The organism is Pseudothauera rhizosphaerae (assembly GCF_004801305.1).
Lineage (GTDB): Bacteria > Pseudomonadota > Gammaproteobacteria > Burkholderiales > Rhodocyclaceae > Pseudothauera > Pseudothauera rhizosphaerae.
Genome location: NZ_SSOD01000003.1, coordinates 66,157 through 82,197 on the forward strand (window position 1 = coordinate 66,157; position 16,041 = coordinate 82,197).

At 68.2% G+C, this 16,041-nt stretch carries 15 protein-coding genes; 9 read left to right on the plus strand and 6 right to left on the minus strand.

Features of this window, described 5'->3' with window-relative positions; all coding sequences use genetic code 11:
* Window positions 1-26: 26 nt before the first annotated feature.
* Together cowN and E6O51_RS04145 are read left to right on the plus strand one after the other, a co-directional pair.
* Window positions 27-371 carry a N(2)-fixation sustaining protein CowN gene (gene cowN, locus E6O51_RS04140; RefSeq protein ID WP_136383718.1) on the plus strand — a complete coding sequence of 115 codons (345 nt, stop codon included), beginning with the start codon at window positions 27-29 and terminating at the stop codon, window positions 369-371.
* A 462-nt stretch (window positions 372-833) separates the two neighbouring features.
* A complete protein-coding gene (locus E6O51_RS04145) occupies window positions 834-1,292 on the plus strand; it encodes a bacteriohemerythrin (RefSeq protein ID WP_136383719.1) in 459 nt (152 codons plus the stop codon).
* A 15-nt stretch (window positions 1,293-1,307) separates the two neighbouring features.
* On the opposite strand, the gene E6O51_RS04150 is transcribed toward E6O51_RS04145, so the two are convergent.
* Window positions 1,308-1,694 carry a cupin domain-containing protein gene (locus E6O51_RS04150; RefSeq protein ID WP_136383720.1) on the minus strand — a complete coding sequence of 129 codons (387 nt, stop codon included), beginning with the start codon at window positions 1,692-1,694 and terminating at the stop codon, window positions 1,308-1,310.
* An 11-nt stretch (window positions 1,695-1,705) separates the two neighbouring features.
* Window positions 1,706-2,062 (minus strand): hypothetical protein, encoded by a 357-nt coding sequence (locus E6O51_RS04155; RefSeq protein WP_136383721.1) that lies wholly within the window; start codon window positions 2,060-2,062, stop codon window positions 1,706-1,708.
* A gap of 136 nt (window positions 2,063-2,198) precedes the next feature.
* On the opposite strand from E6O51_RS04155, the gene E6O51_RS22445 reads away from it, so the two are divergent.
* On the plus strand, window positions 2,199-3,308 hold the full coding sequence (locus E6O51_RS22445) for a LuxR C-terminal-related transcriptional regulator (RefSeq protein WP_136383722.1): 1,110 nt from the start codon (window positions 2,199-2,201) through the stop codon (window positions 3,306-3,308).
* Here the strand turns inward: E6O51_RS22445 and E6O51_RS04165 are convergent.
* Window positions 3,305-4,009 (minus strand): glutathione S-transferase family protein, encoded by a 705-nt coding sequence (locus tag E6O51_RS04165; RefSeq protein WP_136383723.1) that lies wholly within the window; start codon window positions 4,007-4,009, stop codon window positions 3,305-3,307. The genes E6O51_RS22445 and E6O51_RS04165 overlap by 4 nt on opposite strands.
* 79 nt (window positions 4,010-4,088) lie before the next feature.
* On the minus strand, window positions 4,089-6,752 hold the full coding sequence (locus E6O51_RS04170; RefSeq protein ID WP_136383724.1) for a chemotaxis protein CheW: 2,664 nt from the start codon (window positions 6,750-6,752) through the stop codon (window positions 4,089-4,091).
* Between the two features lie 206 nt (window positions 6,753-6,958).
* On the opposite strand from E6O51_RS04170, the gene purT reads away from it, so the two are divergent.
* Window positions 6,959-8,170 (plus strand): formate-dependent phosphoribosylglycinamide formyltransferase, encoded by a 1,212-nt coding sequence (gene purT / locus E6O51_RS04175; protein WP_136383725.1) that lies wholly within the window; start codon window positions 6,959-6,961, stop codon window positions 8,168-8,170.
* A gap of 102 nt (window positions 8,171-8,272) precedes the next feature.
* Window positions 8,273-9,454: a GGDEF domain-containing protein gene (locus tag E6O51_RS04180; protein WP_136383726.1), complete on the plus strand. Its 1,182-nt coding sequence runs from the start codon at window positions 8,273-8,275 to the stop codon at window positions 9,452-9,454.
* A gap of 39 nt (window positions 9,455-9,493) precedes the next feature.
* On the opposite strand, the gene sfsA is transcribed toward E6O51_RS04180, so the two are convergent.
* Window positions 9,494-10,198 (minus strand): DNA/RNA nuclease SfsA, encoded by a 705-nt coding sequence (gene sfsA / locus E6O51_RS04185; RefSeq protein WP_136383727.1) that lies wholly within the window; start codon window positions 10,196-10,198, stop codon window positions 9,494-9,496.
* Window positions 10,199-10,383: 185 nt separating this feature from the next.
* Entirely contained in the window at window positions 10,384-11,220 is an 837-nt protein-coding gene (locus tag E6O51_RS04190) for an AraC family transcriptional regulator (RefSeq protein ID WP_136383728.1), read from the minus strand.
* Window positions 11,221-11,340: 120 nt separating this feature from the next.
* On the opposite strand from E6O51_RS04190, the gene E6O51_RS04195 reads away from it, so the two are divergent.
* The 4 genes from E6O51_RS04195 (at window position 11,341) to urtB (ending at window position 16,027) form a co-directional block, all read left to right on the plus strand.
* Entirely contained in the window at window positions 11,341-11,769 is a 429-nt protein-coding gene (locus E6O51_RS04195) for an organic hydroperoxide resistance protein (RefSeq protein ID WP_136383729.1), read from the plus strand.
* A 39-nt stretch (window positions 11,770-11,808) separates the two neighbouring features.
* Complete coding sequence (locus E6O51_RS04200; RefSeq protein WP_136383730.1) at window positions 11,809-12,750, plus strand: alpha/beta fold hydrolase; 942 nt, start codon at window positions 11,809-11,811, stop codon at window positions 12,748-12,750.
* A 263-nt stretch (window positions 12,751-13,013) separates the two neighbouring features.
* Window positions 13,014-14,270, plus strand: coding sequence for an urea ABC transporter substrate-binding protein (gene urtA, locus E6O51_RS04205; RefSeq protein ID WP_136383731.1), 1,257 nt, complete (start codon window positions 13,014-13,016; stop codon window positions 14,268-14,270).
* Between the two features lie 125 nt (window positions 14,271-14,395).
* Window positions 14,396-16,027: an urea ABC transporter permease subunit UrtB gene (gene urtB, locus E6O51_RS04210; protein ID WP_136383732.1), complete on the plus strand. Its 1,632-nt coding sequence runs from the start codon at window positions 14,396-14,398 to the stop codon at window positions 16,025-16,027.
* Window positions 16,028-16,041: the final 14 nt, after the last annotated feature.

Below are 16,041 nucleotides of genomic sequence, written 5' to 3' on the forward strand. Positions count from 1 at the left end.
CCGAACCCTCGCACCCCGAATCCGCCATGTCCGACGACAGCTCCAACGATCCCTACGCCGCCGCGCTCGCCGCCAACCCCTTCGCCCAGGCGCTGGACAAGCCCGACCGCTACGTGAGCTTCTGCGGCATCGACTGCGACGGCAACGCCCGCCTGCTGATGCAGTACGTGCGCCGCCACATCGACGTGCCGGGGCAGAGCAACGCCTTCTGGGACCAGTTCCGCGACAAGCTGGAAGGGCGCAGCAGCCAGCGCTGCGACGAACTCTTCCTGGTGCACAGCTACATCAACATGATCCGCGAGTTGTTCGAGACCTACGAAGACGACGAGGCCCTGGCGCTGCTCGACAAGATCGAAGAGGAGTGCTGCTGAACGGGGGCGGGTTCCCTGCGGCCCGGTGCCGCGCGGGGATCCCGCCGCCGTGTCCGCTTTCGTCCATTAGGCAGAGGCGGCGTACCGCGTGGAGCACACCTCGTCCGCCATTGTGTCCGGGTCGTTGCGCGGACGGCATCGCCGCCATGCCGGACCCGCTCCTGTCGCGCCGGCCCGGATGAGGCCATTCCGGCCTGCCGGAGCCGGCCGGTTGAATGCCTTGCCCCGCCTGGGTTCCGCCCAATCTGCGATCTTTCCGGCATTCCGCTCCCCTTGCATGACGTGCGCAGTTGTGTAACATCGTGTTGCGATACTTTCCGGCGGGCGGGAACACGGCGATGCCGGGTGCGAACGCAGTCAAGAGGGTGGAACAAGTATTGCTAAAGACATAACGAGCCGAACATCCCGGTCGCCACGGCCGGTGGGCGTCATGGCCACATCATCGATTAGCGGAGGACAGCAATGGGAGCGAGAGACAGTCTCGTGCAATGGGACGACAGCTACAGCCTGGGGCTGGAGCAGATCGACGACCAGCACAAGGTGTTGTTCGACATCATGAACCACCTGTGGTCGGCCATCGTGAACCGGGCCGCTGACGGCGAGATGCTGAAGATTCTCGACGAGCTGGAAAGCTACACCGTCTCGCACTTCACGGCGGAAGAGAACTTCATGCAGTCGACGGGTTATCCCAACTTCGACGAGCACCGCAAGCTGCACGCCCAGTTCGTCAAGCGCATCCACGATGCGCGCGTCGAACTGCAGCAGGGCAAGCAGATCAGCCTGGACCTGCTCCACTTCCTGCGCGACTGGCTGGTGGAGCACATCCAGGCCGAAGACCGCGGCTACGCCAAGGCGTACGAGCGCGGGCAGCACGGCGGCATTCTCGGCCGCTTCTTCGGCCGCCTGCTGCGCTCCTCCTGAGCCGCGGGGGCGGGCTCAGTGCCCCCGCGCGTAATCGACCATGCCCTGGAAATCCACCACCACCGCGGGTTCGTCCCCCACCACCCAGGCGTCGTGACCCGACGGCAGCAGAGAAACATCTCCCGGCCGGCATTCCAGTTCGGTGCCGTCGTCCATGCGCACCATCAGGATGCCGGAGACGTGGTACTGGAAGTGCGGCGCCTCGCAGCTCGCGGTCCGCGCGATCGGCTTCACCGACTCCGACCAGCGCCAGCCGGGCTGGAACACGGCGCGGCCTATCATGGCGCCGCCCACCTTCACCAGCTCCAGGCGGCCCTTGGGAAATTCGCGGATTTCGTCGGGCCGGTCGAAGGCCTTGAGTTCGGCGCGTTCGTCGAGCGTGCTTGCCACTTGCGTGTTCATGGAAACCTCCTTCAGTCCTGGCCGGCAACCGCCCAGTATTCCTGCGGCGGCTTGCCTTCGTCGCGCCGGATGACCGTGGCGTCCAGCTTGTCGCCGCGCACCTGGCCGTTCCATTCCAGGCTGCCGTAACGGGAGCTGCGGGTTTCGCAGGAGAAGCGGATCGCGTCGCCTTCCCGCGTCGCCGTGTAGGGCGCTCCCCCGTAGCCGTATTCCTCGCAGGCGGTCGAGCTGAAGCGGCCGTCGGCGAAGACCAGGGTGTCCGCGTCGCCGCTGGTCTGGCCCTTTTCGAGGATCACCCCGGCGAAGCGCCTGCCGTCCAGCAGACCGGCGGCCGTGCCGGTGGCCGTGTTTTCGAGTGTCTGTGCCATGTCGTCCTCCTGTCGTGCCTGCGCCGGGCTTGTTCCGGCCGGCTGACTATACTTTTAGCAGCCGGCGGCAAGCCGCGGAATACGTGACCCCACGTAGGTCCGCAGGCCCGCGCAGGGCGGGCCGCCGGCGCGTTCCATGCCCGCATCCACGCACGGCGCCCAGGGGCGTGCGCTCGGCTTTCTGCACCGCATGGCCGAACAGGCCGCGGCGGTGGCGCGCTTTGCGCGCGAAGGCGTGGACGGCCTGCCGGAGCTGGTGGATTCGGAACTCACCACGCTGTCGATCTGCGATCTGGTGCGCGGCCGGCGCACCGTGTACAGCAGCGACCCCGGCGCCATCGGCCGGGAGGAGCGGGCGATCTTCGACCGCATGTTCTTCGACCACCCGCTGGTGCAGTACCACGCCGCCCACCCGCGCGGCGCCACGCGCAAGATCAGCGATTCCCTGCCGTCCGCGCGCTTTCACCGCACCGAGCTGTACAACGAGTACTACCGCCGCATCGGCATCGACCATGTGATGGCCATGCCGCTGTTCGTGGACCAGCACCTGCTGGTGAGCTTCGTCGTGCAGCGCAGCGGGCGGGATTACGACGAACGGGAGCGTGCGCTGCTGGACCTGGTGCGCCCGCAACTGGCGCTCATGTTCCGCCACGCGCTGGCGCTGGAACGCCTGAGCGCCGCCGCGGCGCGGCTGGAAGAGGTGTGCGGCGAGGCCGGCTGGTACGAGATCGGCCTGGACCCGCTGCGCCGCGTGCGCCGCGCTTCGGAGCGCGCCGTGCTGCGCCTGGCGGGTTTCTGCGGCGGTGCGCGGGTGGTGCCCGGCCGCCGCTTGCCGGCGCAGATCGACCGCTGGCTGGCGACGCTGCTCGCCGACTCGCCCGATCCGCTGCTGGGGCCGCGCACCGGCACGCTGCGCCTGGTCGAGGGCGACACGGAGCTGGACATCCACCTGCTGCCCGACGCCGCCGAGGCCGACGGCCACCTGCTGCTGGTGGGCCGGCCGGTGGGCCGCGGTGTGGCCGCGCGCTTCGCCGACCTGCCGCTCACGGCCCGCGAGCGCGAGGTGCTGCAATGGGCCGCGGCCGGCAAGAGCAATCCGGAGATCGCCCTCATCCTGGGCGCCAGCCCGCGCACCGTGGAAAAGCACTTCGAGCACATCCTCGCCAAGCTCGGCGTGGAAAGCCGCACCGCGGCCGTGGTGCGGGGGCTGACGGTCGGCTGGGCGTCCGGCGGCCCGACCGGCTAACGCGGCGTCGCGGACGGGCGGCGGTCCTCGATCAGCGTGCCGGCGGCCAGCGCCTCGCGTTCGTGGTCCTCGTCGCGCCAGGGTTCGGCCAGCGCGGCGGCCTCCCATTCCCGCAGCGCCGGCAGCGCGAGCACGCGGTCGACCCAGCCGCGCGCCGCAGCGGACAGCGGCAGGTCATAGGCCTGCACGCGGAACGCCACCGGTGCGAAGAAGGCATCGACCGCGCCGAACTGCCCGCCGGCGAGGAAGGGGCCGCCGAAGCGTTCCAGGCCCTCGCGCCACAGTTCGTCCAGGCGGTCGAGATCCTTGCGCAGCGCGGGGCCGATGGCGCGCATGCGGATGCGCAGGGCGACGTGCATGGAGCACTGCTCGCGCAGCGCCCCGAAGCCGCTGTGCATCTCGGCCGCGGCGCAGCGCGCCCAGGCGCGCGCCTTCGCGTCCTCCGGCCACACTCCGGCATGGCGCTCGGCCAGGTATTCGGCGATGGCCAGCGAATCCCACACCACCTGCGCCCCGTGGTGCAGGCAGGGCACGCGCCCGCTGGGCGAGAAGGCCCGGAAGGCATTCCAGTTGGAGCCCGGCGCGAAGGGCGACAGACGCTCCTCGAAGGGGATGCCCAACGTGCGCATCAGCGCCCAAGGGCGCAGGGACCAGGACGAGTAGGTCTTGTTGGCGATGTGGAGAACGTAGCGGTTTTCCATGGCGGCTCCGCGGGTGGGGGGCTGCCGGGATCATACGCCTGTCGTCTGTGCCCCGGCACCGCGCGGGCGCGTCCGGGGTTCATTCGAGCACCACGCCCGCCAGCGCGCGCAGGGCCAGCGCCGGCTCGGCGAGGGCGGTGCTGCCGCCCAGCAGCCGGGCGACGATGCGTTCGGGCGAGAGCACGATGAGGATGCCGTGCCCGTCGTTGGCGGTGTCGGGGCGGACCACGTGCTCGGCCAGCGCGGCCTCGCTCTGGTAGAGCAGGTTGACCGGGTCGATGCGGCTGTTGGCGACTTCCGGGATCTCGCCCAGGCGGTGCACCAGGATGCCGAACGGCTCCTTGCCGCGCCCGCGCACCACGACGATCTGGCGATAGCCGGCGGCATCCACCGGCCGGCGCAGGCGCAGGTGGGCCTTGAGGTCGAGCACCAGCAGCGGGCGGTCCTGGTACATGAACACGCCCTGCACGTGATCGGGCAGGCCGGGCACCGAGGTGATGCCCGTCGCGTCCACCGCTTCGAGCACGTGGGCGGAGACGATGCCCAGCCATTCGTCGCCGATGAAGAAGGTGGCGATCTCGGTGCTGCCGCCGGGCGCGCCGGTCTGGCGCAGGCGCGGCAGGCGCACCAGGCCCGGCTCCCCGGCCGGCACTTCGCCGGCGGCCGGCACCGCGCCCAGCGGCACGAAGACCAGCGCGGCCACGTCGTTGTGGTAGGCGTCGTCGGCGGACTTGAACTCGCGGTAGCCGGCCGACATGCGCGCGCCGACCGCGTGGTAGCAGCCGTCCAGCGCATGGATGGTGGCGCTGTCGGTGCCGTTGGCGAGCTGGAACAGTGCCTCGGGCAGCGGCAGTTCGGTGCCGATGGGGTAGCGCGCGTCAGTGCTGGCGATCACGCGCCGGCCGCGGTCGGCGAATACCGCGAAGCTGCCGGGCATGATCTCGCCGCGCGCGTTGCGCGGCAGGGCGTCCTGCAGCATGGCGCGGAACTGGGGCTCGGCGTCGAACACGATGCCGATGCCGCCGCAGGTGCCGCCGTGCCCCGCGTCGGTGTCGGCGATGGCGGCTGCGTAGATGTAGGTGTGGCGGCCGTGGTACAGCGGCGTGGGCGCGAAGGCCGATACCACGTAGCTCTGCGTGTCGGCCGGGGCCAGGCAGCGGCGCACCCATTCCTCGCCCACCGCGTGGCCGATGCACTCGCCGTAGTGCGGGTTGGAAACCGCCACCACGGTGCCGGCGGCGTCGAACACCACCAGGTTGTCGTACACCGTGTACAGGGCGTTGATCGCCTCCAGCACGCGGGTGATGGCGGCGCGGGCCTCGTCCGGGGCCTCGGCGAGCCGCCCGAGCTGGCGCGCCAGGGAGGCGTTGAGCGCCCACCAGCGACAGTCGTTGGCGCGCTCGTAGAGGTTGCGGTCCATGATGTCGATGGCCAGCGAGGCGAGGAAGCGGGTGTCGTCGAGGATGGACGACACCACCGTCTCGTTGAGATTGCCGATGGAGCGCTCGAAGACGTCGGTGGTCTTCAGCCCGGTGTTGCCGATCTCCCACAGCAGCACCTTGGAGAACGAGGTGTTGGCCGGCACCTCGCTGCTGCTCTGGCGCACGTTGCCGTTCCACACGGAGCGGTTCAGCGCGCGCTGGATCTGTTCGGCCTGGCGCGGGATGTTGCGCAGTTCCTCGGAGAACAGGGTGGGGCTCTTCATCACCGCCGCCATCACGCCGGCGGGCAGCGCGGCCAGGCGGTCGGCGCCCTGGTGGGCGAAGGCGTGCTCGATGGGCACCATCGCATGGCCCATCCAGCCCGGCCCCATGTAGCCCTGATAGCCCTGGGTGGGGCGGGTGGTGGCGAGGTATTCGCGCCCGCCGAAAAGCACCACGCCCCAGTCGCCCTCCAGCACCCGTTCCATCGGCGCGCCCACCGGCAGGTGGTAGGGATCGCTGCTGGCGATCACCCCGCCGTCCGCGTCCAGCAGCGCCAGCACCGTCCGGTCGCGCGGCTTGCCCAGGTTGGCGAAGATGCGCCGGGTCTCGTTCTCGAACCTGAAGCACAGGCACAGCACCGCCAGGGGCGTGCCGTCCTCCTCGGTCACCCGATAGGCGTAGATCAGGCCGGGACGCGGTTCGGCGAGCAGGTCGGAGCGGCGGAACACCTCCACGTACGCCTCGGGCGTCTCCAGCGCCTCGCGCACCAGCGGGTCGGCGGACTGGCGCACGGGATTGCTTGCGTCCAGTTGCGCGAGCACCCGCCCGTCGGTGCCGAGCAGGATGATGTCGTGATAGACCGAGTACTTGCGTACGTACTCGCGGAAGCGCTGCTCGATGCGCTGGCGGTGGCCGGTACAGCACTGCGTGTCCTCGCCGCGGGCGAGCAGGTCGCGCATGCAGCGCGCGAAGCCGCGGATGTCGTCGTCCTGCGCCAGGAAGCCGATGTCGGCGGTGCGCTCGAAGAGGTTGCGCACCATGATGTCCACCGCCACCTGGGCCTTGGACTTGAGCGCCTGCACGGCCTTGTTGCGGATCTCGATGCCCAGGCGGTTGAGCAGATCCGCGGTGAGGGCGGCGAACGCCTGTCGGGTTTCGCTCATGTCGGTGCCGCTGCCCGACAATTGTCCCAACAGCGTCAGGTTGTCCCACACTGCCTGCAGGCTTTGCAGCGTCTCGCGGTAGTCCTGCACCGGGTCCATGTGGCGGACCACCGCGCTCAGCGTATCGTCGAAGTCTATGCCCTTGTAAATGCTCACTTTCGTCTCCTCCCTTGCAATGGGTGGGCCAGACTTCAGGCGTTGCGGTCTGCCGTCGGTTCGGGCCGGCGGGGCGGTCCGGGCCGGAGGTCCGGGACTGAAATCCGTTCAACGCATGCAAGAAACATTCCCTTTTCGTTCCGGAGGCTTGACGCAAGGGGGCGCACGGGTGGATCGTTGCGGCTCTCGAACCAGGGAGCATTGCGATGAGATTGGGAACACCGCTGTCGGCCAGCGCGCTGAAGGTCATGCTGCTGGGCTCGGGCGAACTGGGCAAGGAAGTGATCATCGCCCTGCAGCGCCTGGGCGTGGAAGTGATCGCGGTGGACCGCTACGCCAATGCGCCCGGCCACCAGGTCGCACACCGCGCCCACGTCATCCCCATGACCGACGGCGCGGCCCTGCGCGCGCTGGTGGAGCGCGAGCGCCCGCACCTGATCGTGCCGGAAATCGAGGCCATCGCCACCGATACGCTGGCAGAGATCGAAGCCGAGGGACTGGCCGAGGTCATCCCCACCGCGCGCGCCGCCCGCCTCACGATGAACCGGGAAGGCATCCGCCGCCTGGCCGCCGAGGAACTCGGCCTGCCCACCTCGCCCTACCGCTTCGCCGATTCGCTGGCCGAACTGCAGGCCGCCATCGACGGCGCCATCGGCTATCCCTGCGTGGTCAAGCCGGTCATGTCCTCCTCCGGCAAGGGCCAATCCACCGTGCGCGGGCCGGAGGACGTGGCCCGCGCCTGGGAATACGCCGCCGCCGGCGGGCGGGTGAACCAGGGCCGGGTCATCGTCGAAGGCTTCATCGACTTCGACTACGAGATCACCCAGCTCACCGTGCGCGCCCGCGACGGGGCCGGCACGGTGCAGACGTATTTCTGCGAGCCCATCGGCCACGTCCAGGTCGGCGGCGACTACGTGGAATCCTGGCAGCCCCAGCCCATGAGCCCCGCCGCGCTGGCGAAATCGAGGGAAATCGCCGCCGCCGTCACCGGCAGCCTGGGCGGGCGCGGCATCTTCGGCGTGGAACTGTTCGTGAAGGGCGACCAGGTGTGGTTCTCCGAAGTCAGCCCGCGCCCCCACGACACCGGCCTGGTCACCCTGTGCTCCCAGCGCTTCTCCGAATTCGAACTGCACGCCCGCGCCATCCTCGGCCTGCCGGTGGATGTCGCCCTGCGCGAGCCCGGCGCCTCCGCGGTGATCTACGGCGGCCTGGACGCCCCCGGCATCGCCTTCGAGGGCGTGGCCGAGGCGCTGGCCGTGCCGCGCACCGATCTACGCCTGTTCGGCAAGCCGGAATCCTTCGCCAAACGGCGCATGGGCGTGGCGGTGGCGAATGGTGCGACGGTGGAGGAGGCGCGGCAGCGCGCGAAGCTGGCGGCGGGCAAGGTGAGGCCGGTGCAGGGCGGAGGGCGCGGCTGATCGTATGATCCGTTCTCTACCAGCCCGACTCACGCAGCCGTCGGATTCCGCAGGGCCGGTGTGCCGGCCGCCCGCTGTTGAAGGCCACCCTGGAAGGAAACAATGTACTTCGACGATCCCACCCTGATGTTCGCCGTCACCGTGGTCGGCGCGGCCAACGCGGTCGTGCTGGTCTGGGGCGCGCTGCTCGGGGCCTGTCGCCAGCCCTTGCTGTATTGGGCGGCGGCCAACGGGCTGGCGGCGCTGGCTGCGTCCATGGTGCTGATCCTGGCGGAATCCGGGTCGCCCTGGCTCGGGCCGCTCTTCAACAGTTTCTTTCTGCTCGGGCATGCCTGTTGGCTGGTCGGTACGCTGCACTTCTTCGGCCGTCGGGTGGCGGCCGGTCCGTTGGCGGCGCTGCTGATCCTGAGCATCGTGGCCACGGTCTGGCTCGGTGTCGTGAGCCCGGACCGCGCACTGCGCATCTTCCTGGCCGCCAGTACCGCCGCGATCCTGCGCCTGTTCAGTGCCATCGTCCTGCTGCGTTTCAGCGGTACTTTCGGCCGGCGGGCGGTGGCGCTGGCGGTGGCGCTGGTCATGCTGATCGACGCCGGGGTGCTCGCCCTGCATGCACACATCGGCCTTGCCGGCGTAGTGCCGTTGATCACGGGCAGCGAGCAGAACGATCCCTTCATCCTGACCTGGATCACCATGCTGCTCTCCACGGCGGTGGCGACGCCCTTGCTGATGCTGCTGGCCCTTTCCCGGCTGCTGGACGATCTGAAGCGCTCGGCCCACTACGACAGCCTGACCGGGCTGCCCAACAGGCGCGGCTTCTTCGAGCGCATCGGCCCGCTGCTGGAGCAGGGCCGGCGCCAGGGGCAGACCGGTTCGGTGCTGGTGGTGGACATCGATCGTTTCAAGCATCTCAACGACCGCTTCGGCCACGCCATGGGCGACGAAGTGCTGTGTGTGATGGGCGCCGTGCTGAATGACGTGCTGCGCGGCGTCGACACGGCGGTGCGCTGGGGCGGAGAGGAGTTCTGCGCGCTGCTGCCGGACACCGGCGGCAGCGGCGCATATGCCGGCGCCGAGCGCATCCGCGCCGAATTCAGCCGCCGCTGCCGTGCGATTCCGGCATTGGCCGAGGTGCCGATGAGCGTCAGCATCGGCGTTGCATCCGGCCGCTGGAACGAGGTGGATTTCGACACCCTGCAGCACCGCGCCGACGCCGCGCTCTACGCCGCCAAGCACGGCGGCCGGGACCGCACGGTACTCGCCGGGGCGGAAACTGTCGCCTGTTAACCGGCAATCAAACCGGAGACAGCGTTCGCCCTGAACCTTTCACGGCACGTGCACCGGCAGCATCCGGCTCAGTTCGATGCCGGCCGGCGATACCGTCGCCCCCAGGGCCAGCACTTCCACGCCCGCCGCCATCGCTTCCCGCAGCGCGCGTCCGTAGGCCGGGTCGATGTGATCGGCGGGCCGCACCTCCCGCACGTCCTCCCGCTGCACGCAGAACGCCAGCACCGCCCGGTGGCCCGCGGCCACCATGCCCGCCAGTTCCCGTAAATGCTTGGCGCCCCGCAGCGTCACCGCGTCCGGAAAGTGGCCGATGCCGTCCTGCACCGCGGCGGTAACGTTCTTCACCTCCACGTAGCAGGGCGGCCGCCCGTCCGCCTCCAGCAGCAGATCCACCCGGCTGTTCGCCCCGTACTTCACCTCGCCCCGGATGCGCGGATAACCCCCCAACGCAGCCACCCGCCCCGATTCGATCGCCTCCCGCACCAGGGCATTGCTGCGCCCCGTATGCACGCCCACCAGCACGCCGGGTTCGGCTTCCGCCAGTTCCCAGGTCCACGCCAGCTTGCGCGCCGGATTCGCCGCAGGCGACAGCCACACCTTCATGCCGGGCTCGGCGCAGCCCATCATGGAGCCGGTGTTCGGGCAATGGGCCGTGAGGATGCCGCCGGAGGTCTCCACGTCGGCGAGGAAGCGGTTGTAGCGGCGGATCAGATGGCCGGGCTGGAGGGGGGTGGGGAAGTGCATGGCGGGTCGGGTCGATGGACGCGGGGCGTAGCTTGTCAGGATCGGCGCCGGTTATCCAGTGAGGACGTCCGCCTGCCTTGGTCCCCACGCATTCCGCGGAGGCGATGGTACGGCTCCGGCAGGAAGGGGGCAGGTCCGGCCTCTGTTATTCCGCCTATGCGCATCGCCCCCGATTCGTGGTGTGCTCAGTCATGGGCCGCCATGGGCAACCGGCTTTTCCACTCCCGAGGCGACTGCCCGGATTGCGCCTTGAACGCGCGCGAGAGTGCGGCTTCGCTGCCGTAGCCGACTTCCATTGCGATCACTTTCAAAGGACGTCCGCGCCGCAGGGCTTCCTGTGCCAGCCGCATGCGCCAGCCTTGCAGATACTGTCCCGGCGTGATGCCGACTTTCTGGCGGAAAGTCGTGGCGAATACGCTGCGCGACATGCCGGCCGCGCTGGCAAGTTCCTCGAGCGTCCATTCCCGTGCCGGCGCCTCGTGCATCGCCACCAGCGCATTGCGCAGACGTGGATGCGACAAGCCCGACAGCATCCCGCCTTTCACTTCGCCGCTTTCCATCAACTGGCGCAAGACCTGGATCATCACCACTTCGAACAAGCGCTCGACCAGCGCCACGCGCCCGCATCGCCGTTCGAATGCTTCCTCGAACAGCAGCGACAGTACCGGCCCGGCACCCGGTATCCCGTCCAGCGGCAGGCAGACGACATCCGGCAACGCCGATGCGATCGGATTGCCTGCGCCGCCCTCGAACGACAGGTTCGCGCAAACCATGTCCGCACCGCGCTCGGGGTCGGTGACAAAGGTGTGCGTCAGCGGCCGCGGGAACAGCAGCAAGCTGGGTCGTTCGACGTGCAGTGATTCCTTGCCGTATCGCACCTCGACTGCGCCGCTGCGCACCAAGTGCAACTGTCCGTGCGCACGGTCGCTTTCCAGGGCGTTGATGCCGCACAGCGCCCCGGCATTGAACATTTGTGCGCTCACCGGGAAGTGCAGCATCAGCGCAGCGAGTCGATCGGTCATGGCAATACTCCAGATCAAATTTTCTGGATTTTATATCACCAATAGTTCCTGTTGGGCGAGCAGAATTCGTCTCACCGAGCAACCCCCGCCCGGCAATCCACCAACACAGGAACCACCATCATGTCCATCGAAAAGATCCTTTACACCGCCGTAGCCTCCGCCACAGGCGGCCGGGAAGGCCGCGCCACCTCCTCCGACAACGTACTCGATGTGCAGTTGTCCACGCCTCGCGAGTTGGGTGGCGCTGGCGGCCCCGGCACCAACCCGGAGCAATTGTTCGCCGCTGGATATTCGGCCTGCTTTCTTGGCGCGCTGAAGTTTGTCGCCGGCAAATCGAAGGTTGCACTGCCTGCGGACACCACCGTTACCGGCAAGGTCGGCATCGGCCAGATCCCTACCGGCTTCGGCATCGAGGCCGAACTGACCATCGCCGCCACCGGCATTGCCCGTGGCGTGTTGCAGGCGCTGGTCGACCAGGCCCATGTGGTCTGCCCTTATTCGAACGCCACGCGTGGAAACATCGACGTGACGCTCGTCATCGCCGACTGATCTGAGTCACCCCTCGCATACGAACAGGAAACCAGCACCATGAACGTCATCACCCGCATCGTTGCCACGCCGCTGCTGGCTATCGCGCTGCAGTCCGGCTTTGCCGCGCACGCCGCAAAGCCGGTGTCCGATACCGCCATTGCCCACACCGCAAGCACCGTCACCACAGCCGACGGCGTGCAGCTCTATTACAAGGACTGGGGCCCGAAGGACGGCCCGGTCGTCACCTTCAGCCATGGCTGGCCGCTGAATTCGGACAGTTGGGAATCCCAGATGATCTTTCTGGCCGGCAAGGGCTATCGCGTGGTCGCTCACGATCGCCGCGGCCATGGCCGCTCCAGCCAGCCGTGGGACGGCAATGACATGGATCACTACGCCGACGATCTGGCCGCAGTGATCGAGACGCTCGACCTGAAGGACGTCACCCTGGTCGGCTTCTCCACCGGGGGCGGTGAAGTGGCGCGCTACATCGGACGCCATGGTACCGAACGGGTCAAGAAAGCCGTGCTGGTCAGCGCCGTGCCGCCGCTGATGCTGCAGACCGCCGACAATCCGGGCGGCCTGCTGCTCGAAGTGTTCGACGGCATCCGCAAGGCCTCGCTGGAGAACCGCGCACAGTTGTACCTTGATCTTGCATCCGGCCCGTTCTACGGTTTCAACCGGACGGGCGCCAAGGTTTCGCAAGGTCTCATCGACAGTTGGCGGTCACAGGGTATGCAGGCCGGGCACAAGAACACCTACGATTCCATCGCAGCGTTCTCGGCCACCGATTTCCGCGAAGATCTGAAGAAATTCGACGTGCCTACGCTGGTGATCCACGGAGACGACGACCAGATCGTGCCGATTGACATCTCCGGCAAGGCCTCCGCCGCGCAGATCAAAGGGGCTAAGCTGATCATCTACCCCGGCGCGCCGCATGGTCTGACCGACACGCACAAGGATCGCTTCAACCAGGATCTGCTGGAGTTCCTGAAGGACTGAGTGAGCAACTGCGCTGTGCCGGCCGCAGGTTGTTCCCTGCGGCCGCTGTCAGCTCGGAGGGGCGGTTCCTGGCTTCGCAGGGGCATGGCCGGTTCAGCGCCCGATAGCAGAGCCCGGCAGTCGTCCCGTGTGGGCCGGCTCGTCTGCCTGCCCCCTACGCAACCTTGCGTATTTCATGCATCCCCCCGTCTCCCTAATCTTTGATCGTGCAACGCAGCAAGGCCGGGTGTCCGGCATTTCCGATCACTTCAAGGGAGACTTCCATGCAGACTCGTCGCAACTTCCTCAAGGCGCTGACCCTTTCCGCTTCTATCGCCGCCATCGGCGTACCGTTCGGCGCGCAGGCGGCCGATACCATCAAGGTGGGCGTCCTGCATTCCCTGTCGGGGACGATGGCGATTTCCGAGACGGCGCTGAAGAACGTGGCGCTGATGACCATCGAGGAGATCAACGCCAACGGCGGCGTGCTGGGCAAGAAGCTGGAGCCGGTGGTGGTGGACCCGGCCTCCAACTGGCCGCTGTTCGCCGAGAAGGCTCGCCAGCTCATCAGCCAGGACAAGGTGGCGGCGGTGTTCGGGTGCTGGACTTCGGTGAGCCGCAAGTCGGTGAACCCGGTGTTCAAGGAACTCAACGGCCTGCTGTTCTACCCGGTGCAGTACGAAGGCGAGGAACTGGAGAAGAACGTGTTCTACACCGGCGCCGCGCCCAACCAGCAGGCGATTCCGGCCGTCGAATACCTGATGAGCGAGGAAGGCGGCGGCGCGAAGCGCTGGGTGCTGCTGGGCACCGACTACGTGTATCCGCGTACCACCAACAAGATCCTGCGCGCCTTCCTGAAGAGCAAGGGGGTGGCGGAAGCCGACATCATGGAGGACTACACCCCCTTCGGCCATTCGGACTACCAGACCATCATCGCCAACATCAAGAAGTTCGCCTCCGAGGGCAAGAAGACGGCGGTGGTGTCCACCATCAACGGCGACTCCAACGTGCCCTTCTACAAGGAACTGGGCAACGCCGGCCTGAAGGCCACCGACGTGCCGGTGGTGGCCTTCTCGGTGGGTGAGGAAGAACTGCGCGGCGTGGATACCAAGCCCCTGGTGGGCCACCTGGCGGCGTGGAACTACTTCATGACGGTGAAGAACGGTGAGAACGACGCCTTCATCAAGAAGTACAAGGACTGGGCGAAGAAGAACGGCGTGCCCAATGCCGACACCGTGGTCACCAACGACCCGATGGAAGCCACCTACGTGGGCATCTACATGTGGAAGCAGGCGGTGGAGAAGGCCAAGTCCACCGACACGGACAAGGTCATCGCGGCCATCGGCGGCCAGACCTTCAAGGCGCCGTCCGGCTTCACGCTGACCATGGACAAGACCAACCACCACCTGCACAAGCCGGTGCTGATCGGCGAGGTGCGTGCGGACGGCCAGTTCGACGTGGTGTGGCAGACCAAGTCGCCGATCCGCGCCCAGCCGTGGAGCCCGTTCATCGACGGTAATGAGGGCAAGCAGGGGCTTTGATGCCGGCTTGACTCTACTGTAGGAGCGGCCTTGGCCGCGATGCGGCCTGCGGGGAAACGACCGCCGCATCGCGGGCAAGCCCGCTCCCACGGCATCTTCGCTACACGGCCGTTTCGGGCACTGACATGAAGAGAACCTCCCCCTGGGCGCAGCGCGCCTGGCTGATCCTGCCGCTGCTGGCGGCCTTTCTGCTGCTCGCCGCCGCCGGCCAGGCGCGTGCGGCGGTGGACGAGGGCGCCCTGCAGCAACTGGCGACGGGCGACTTCGGCGCGCGCATCGCCGCCATCGAAGCTATCGGCGCGGGCGGCGGCGAGGAGGCGCGCCGGGTGATCGCTGCGCTGGGGGCGGGCGAACTGGGCGTGCTGGACGGCCGCGTGGTGATCGTGCGGGATGGCAGGGTGACCGACGTGGGCGGTGCCGTGGTGGAGGCCGCGCCCGATGCGGTGGACCTGCTGCGCGTGAACAACCGCGTGCGCCGCGCGCTGGCTACGGCCAATGCGGCGCTGGACTTGTCCGCGGACGATGCCACGCGGCGCCTGGCCGCCGCGCAGACCTTGCGCGACAACGCCTCCGAAACCCTGCTGCCGGTGCTCGAACGGGCACTGGAAAGCGAGCAGGACGACGCCATCCGCGAGATCGTGCTGCTGGCCGCGGCGAAGGTGAACCTGAACGCGGACGATCCGGCCAAGCGCCTGAAGGCGGTGACGGCGCTCGGCGAATCCTCCGACCCGGCGGTGAAGGCGCTGCTGGAACCTTTCATGGCCCAGGACAATGGCACCTGGCGCGAGCCCGACGCCCTGGTGCGCGAGGCCGCCGCCGCGTCCATCGCGGCCATTGAGCGTCGCGTGGCCGTCGCCCAGAACATCGGCACGGTGTTCTCCGGCCTGTCCCTGGGCTCCATCCTGCTGCTGGCGGCCCTCGGCCTGGCCATCACCTATGGGGTCATGGGCGTCATCAACATGGCCCACGGCGAACTGCTGATGGTCGGCGCCTACGCCACCTTCGTGGTGCAGGGCCTGTTCCGCGCCCATCTGCCGGAGTGGGTGGACTGGTACGTGGTGGCCGCCATTCCGGCCGGCTTCCTCGCCGCCGCCGCGGTGGGCGTGGTCATGGAGCGCAGTGTGCTGCGCTTCCTGTACGGCCGGCCGCTGGAATCGCTGCTCGCCACCTGGGGCATCTCCCTGGTGCTGATCCAGGCCGCGCGGGTGGTCTTCGGCCCGCAGAACGTGGAACTCGCCAACCCGGTGTGGATGTCCGGCGGCGTGGAGCTGGCGGCCGGCGTGGTGCTGCCGTGGAACCGCATCGTCATCCTGGGCTTCGCGGCCTTCGTGCTGTTCCTGGTGTGGCTGATGATGAACCGCACCCGGCTGGGCATGTTCGTGCGCGCGGTGACGCAGAACCGTGCCATGGCCGGCTGCGTGGGCGTGCCCACGGCGCGCGTGGATACGCTGGCCTTCGCCATCGGCGCGGGCATCGCCGGGCTGGGCGGGGTGGCCCTGTCGCAGATTTCCAACGTGGGCCCGGCCATGGGTACGGGCTACATCGTGGATTCCTTCATGGTGGTGGTGCTGGGGGGGGTGGGGCAACTCGCAGGCGCGGTGTGGGCGGCGATGGGGCTGGGTATCGTCTCCAAGTTCCTGGAAGGCTGGGCCGGCGCGGTGATCGCCAAGATCCTGGTGCTGGTGTTCATCATCGCCTTCATCCAGAAGCGTCCGCAGGGCATCTTCGCCCTCAAGGGCCGCTTCGCAGACAACTGATACCCACGGAGGAC